The following is a 4376-nucleotide window of genomic DNA, read 5'->3' as shown; positions in this document are numbered from 1 at the left end:
CGGCGCCGCAGCGCGGACAGTGTATGTGTGCGGCGTGCCAGTTGGCGATCGCGCTGGCCTCGATGAACAGCGCGGTGTGGGTGGGGTCCAGCTGGGCTGCCACCTCCCGGAAACCCGCCCACTGCGCCCCCGCGGGGATGCCCTCGACGTGCTGCTCGAAGGGCTCGGCGCGGACTTCGAATTGTTCCGGAAGGATGAACAGGACGTACTGCGTTCCCTCCGGCACGCCGGCTCCGGGCAGCGCCGCGCCAAGATAGATCACTTGCTCGGGGGCATAGGGGGTTCCCCGGAGCCGGGCGGCGAGGCTGGCCGCGTCCACGAACACGAGGCCCTCGCCGCTGACCAGGGCCTGGCGCCGGGACAGGAGCAGTGCCTGAGCACCGCTGGATCGCAGCAGCTCCTCCAGCATCGCGGGCTTCATCCTGGCCGCGGTGCCGCGGTCAATCAGCGCCGGACGCAAGGGAAGAACAGTGTCGCGCAGGCTGTTGGCCGCCGGGCCGGCCCCGGCCGCCGTCGGCACGTCAGCGGTCGCCGATCCGGCCGGAGCGGCCGGGTCCGGGCATGCCCCTTCAGGATCGATCGGTGCCGTACTTTGCCCGGCTTTTGGCCCGGTTCCGGACTCTGGTGACTCCGCAAGACTCATGTACCCACCGTACCGACCCCCGCTGACAATTGACATTTCCCAGGGCAGCCCAAGYGGGCGGCGGACCGCAATCCCGGGACGGTGGCGCGCGTTGGAGCCGTGCGGCGCTATTTCGCGCCGATCTTTCAGACTCGCCGTCCTGCATCGCCGTCATCGGCGCGGCTCGCTCTACCGTGGATGCGTGAGAAGAAAACCAATCGAACTGGCAGCCATAGCGACGGCGGCAGTGCCCGGCCTGACCCCGACCGCCGCGAGCTCCGCGCCCGACGATCCGGCAGACTTCGATTCCGCCCTCCTCTTGGACTCCGAAGGTAAACATTGGCGGGTCCGCTCGCCCCGGCATGCCGAGGCGAGCGCACGCCTTGAAACCGAGTTCCTGGTGCTGCGCGCGTTCACTCCCGGCATCCGCGCCGAACTTCCCTTCCTGATGCCCACCGTGGCCGGAAGCGTCCGGCAGGGGACGCTCAGCACCTTTGTCTACTCTCACCTGTCCGGCGCCACCCGCTCGGTGGAGGAGCTTAGCGCCGGCTCGGCCGGGCTGGCGCGGGAACTCGGCGCTGCCCTCGCGGCGATCCATGATCTGCCGCATACCCTGGTCAGCAACGCCGACCTTCCGAGCTACACGCCGAACGAGTTCCGACAGCGCCGGCTCAATGAACTGGACCAGGCCGCAACGACGGGCAAGATCCCGCCGCTGCTGCTGCGTCGCTGGGAGCACGCGCTGGAAGACGTCTCGCTGTGGCGCTTCAACCCCAGCGTGGTGCACGGCGATCTGCATGAGGACAACCTGCTGGTCGACGGCGAGAAGGTCACCGCCGTGACAGGCTGGACGGACCTGCGCATCGGGGATCCGGCCGACGACATGGCCTGGCTGGTTGCCTCCAATGACCAGGACTTTGTGGATACGGTGTTGGCTCAGTACACCTCGAGCCGCCGGGACGCGCCCGACTCGCATCTGCTTCGACGCGCCGCGTTGTCCGCGGAGTTCGCCTTGGCGCAGTACCTGGTCAAGGGGCTCGCGGCAGAAGACCAGACCATGATCGACGAGGCAGAGTCCATGCTGGCGGTGCTGGCCGACGACGTCGCAGAGCACGGCGGCCAGCCGATCAGCGTCGAACCACTGCCCCAGCCCGCCCTGACCGTGCAGCCCGCCCCAGCAGCGCACCCGGCCGTCAGCGTGCAGCCCGCCGTGACCGTGCAGCCGATAGGGCCGGAAGATCCTGGCGCGGCGACCGGGCCCGGGCCCGAATTGGGGTCCGCCGGCTCTGCGGTGCCCGCGGTGCAGGTCACGCCGATCCCCCGCGACGAGGCTCCCGCTCCTTCGCAGAACGACGGAGGCTTCGCCGGCTCGGCAGCGGGCAGGACCGACACCGCCAGCCACGCGGACGACGGCACCGACGACGGCGGCGCGTCTGGTGCCACGGCTGCCGAGGGTGCCGCCGAGAACAAGAACACCGCTGACGGCACCCACGGGGACGCAACCCCTTCCCCTGCCGCCCCGTCAGCGGCGGATGACACCTCCACCACGGCACTGACAGTCGTTCCGGATCCGCGCCGCTAGCGTGAGACGCTAGCTGGCCGCAGTACTCCCCAACGCCGCAGCGACTATCTCCTCCAGCCGTTCCGCGGAGCCCAGATCGTGCGGGCGCACCACCGCGTCGTCGGCCACATAATAGAACGCCGCCCGGACATCCTCGAGCGGGACGCCTTTGAGCCGGGACCATGCCAGCCGGTAGACGGCGAGCTGTACTGCCCTGGTCTTGAGCTGGCCGGCCGCGGGCCGGCGCCCGGTCTTCCAATCCACGAGGTCCCAGCGGCCGTCGGTGTCCCGGAAGACGGCGTCAATGCGTCCGCGGACCACCACGTCGCCGATCCGGGTTTCCACCGGCACTTCGACATGCGCAGGCGCCCGGTGGGCCCATTCGGACCGGCGGAAGGTCTCCACCATGGCGTCCAGCCCGTAGGCCTCGTCGATGTGGTCGTCCGAGCCGGCCGCTTCGCCGAGGTCCAGCATCCCGGCGGTACCGAAATACTCTTCCACCCACGCGTGGAAGGCCGTCCCCTTGCGGGCGGACATCCCTGGCTCGCGCGGGACGGGGCGCCGCAGCCGGGCGACCACGGAGGCTGGGTCGTCATCCAGGTCCACCAGGGTGGAGGCGGAGATGTGTCCCGGCAAGTGCACGTCCTGGCCCGAGGCCCGGCGTGAACGCCGGTCCAGCAGGGTCGCCGCTTCCTGCGCCCAGCCCCCCGCCTGGCCACGCAACTGCCGCGCCCCGGGCACCGAACCCGCAGGATCCGAACTGGAGTGGACCGAGCCGGCCGGAGCGGGCAACAAGCCGGCGTCGGGCCGTTCCAGCCGCTCCAGGACGCGGCCGGCGGCGGCCGCCATGGCGGCCCGGCGCCCTGGCAGGAGCCGAAGCCGGACCCCGGTGCGCGGGTGGACGGGCCCTTCCAGCGGATCATAGGGCCACAGCGCCAGCTCGAGTTCGCTGGTCAGCGGACTTTCCTCCGGCAGGGACTCCTCCGCGACGGAGCGCGGATGGATCTCGGCAGCCCCGGACGAATTCAAGGTTTCGAGCTCGGCCAGGAACGGCGACATCCCGGCCAGTCCCGCCCGGGAACCCACCCAGGCGGCGCTGGAAACCCACAACACGTGCTTGGCGCGGGTGTAGGCCACATAGGCCAGGCGTCGTTCCTCGGCTTCCCCGTGGACCTGGACGGCGGCCTTGAAGTCCTTCTCGGCGTCAAGCCAGCCCTTTTGGTCCGGCTGGTCCAGGTCCCACTGCGGCAGGTCGGCGCGGTCGCCGCGGAGTGGCCAGGGCAGCGCGGCCGACCCGCTGCTCCAGCGAGAATCCCGGCTGCTGGGAAAAGCCCCGGCGTTGAGGCCCGGCACGAACACGACGTCCCACTCCAGCCCCTTCGACGCATGGACGGTCAGGAGTTGCACGGCCTCATGGTTGACTTCCGGCGCGGCGGCGTCGAGGCCGTTTTCCTCGGCGGCCGCCGCCTCCAGCCAGGCCAGGAAGGCGAGTACGTCCACCCGCTGCGAGGTGTGCAGGAACCCGGCGGCGGCGTCCTGGAAGGCGTCCAGGTTGCGCCGGGCCTGGTGGATGCTGATGCCGGGCCGGGCTGCGACCTCGATGTCCAGGAGCATGGCTCGTTCGACTTCGCCGAGGAGCGTGCTCAGATCGTCACCCATGAAACTGCGCAGTTGCCGGAGTTCGGCGGAAAGCCGCTGCAGCCGTTCCCGCGCTGCCGGGCTGAGCTGCCGGCCATGCGCGGAGGTCCAGTCCGGGCGGGGCAGCCAGTCCAGGGCCTCGACGAGGCTCGCGGCGTCGGTGAGGTCGCCTTCGATGACTGCGTCGTCGGCGTCGCTGCCGGTGTCCGTATCATCGCCGCCGGCGCCCTCGGAGGCACCGGGAGTGCCGGGGCGGCCGCGGCGCCGGGCCAGGAAGCTTGACCAGTCGCGGAACGCCATCAGGTCCGCCGGACCGATCCGCCAGCGGGCTCCGGCCAGCAGCCGCATCAGCGAGTCCGAGCGGCCCGGGTCGGCCAGCACCCGGAGGGTGGCGACCAGATCGACGATCTCGGGAGTGTCCAGCAGCCCGCCCAGACCCACGATCTCGTACGGAATCCCGCGCAGCTCGAATTCGCGGCGGATGCACTCCATCTGGGCTCGTCGACGGCAGAGCACGGCCATGGCCAGATCGACGATCTCGGGAGTGTCCAGCAG

The 4376-nt window shown here is 70.6% G+C and carries 3 protein-coding genes; 1 reads left to right on the top strand and 2 read right to left on the bottom strand.

The features are described 5' to 3' along the window. Positions 1 to 643, bottom strand: a 643-nt coding sequence (locus tag AB4Y86_RS13030) for an NUDIX-like domain-containing protein (protein ID WP_441402641.1), incomplete at its 3' end; no start/stop codon positions are given. A gap of 181 nt (positions 644 to 824) precedes the next feature. Between AB4Y86_RS13030 and AB4Y86_RS13025 the strand changes: the two genes are divergently transcribed. Further along, on the top strand, positions 825 to 2204 hold the full coding sequence (locus AB4Y86_RS13025; RefSeq protein ID WP_441402640.1) for a phosphotransferase: 1380 nt from the start codon (positions 825 to 827) through the stop codon (positions 2202 to 2204). A gap of 9 nt (positions 2205 to 2213) precedes the next feature. On the opposite strand, the gene AB4Y86_RS13020 is transcribed toward AB4Y86_RS13025, so the two are convergent. Next, the coding region (locus AB4Y86_RS13020) for a 3'-5' exonuclease (RefSeq protein ID WP_441402639.1) at positions 2214 to 4376 on the bottom strand (2163 nt) is incomplete at its 5' end.

The sequence above is a fragment of the Arthrobacter sp. 2YAF22_2 genome (genome assembly GCF_052114645.1).
Lineage (GTDB): Bacteria > Actinomycetota > Actinomycetes > Actinomycetales > Micrococcaceae > Arthrobacter.
The sequence above is the reverse complement of the archived record's forward strand: the minus strand, read 5'-3'. Positions and strand labels throughout refer to the sequence as shown.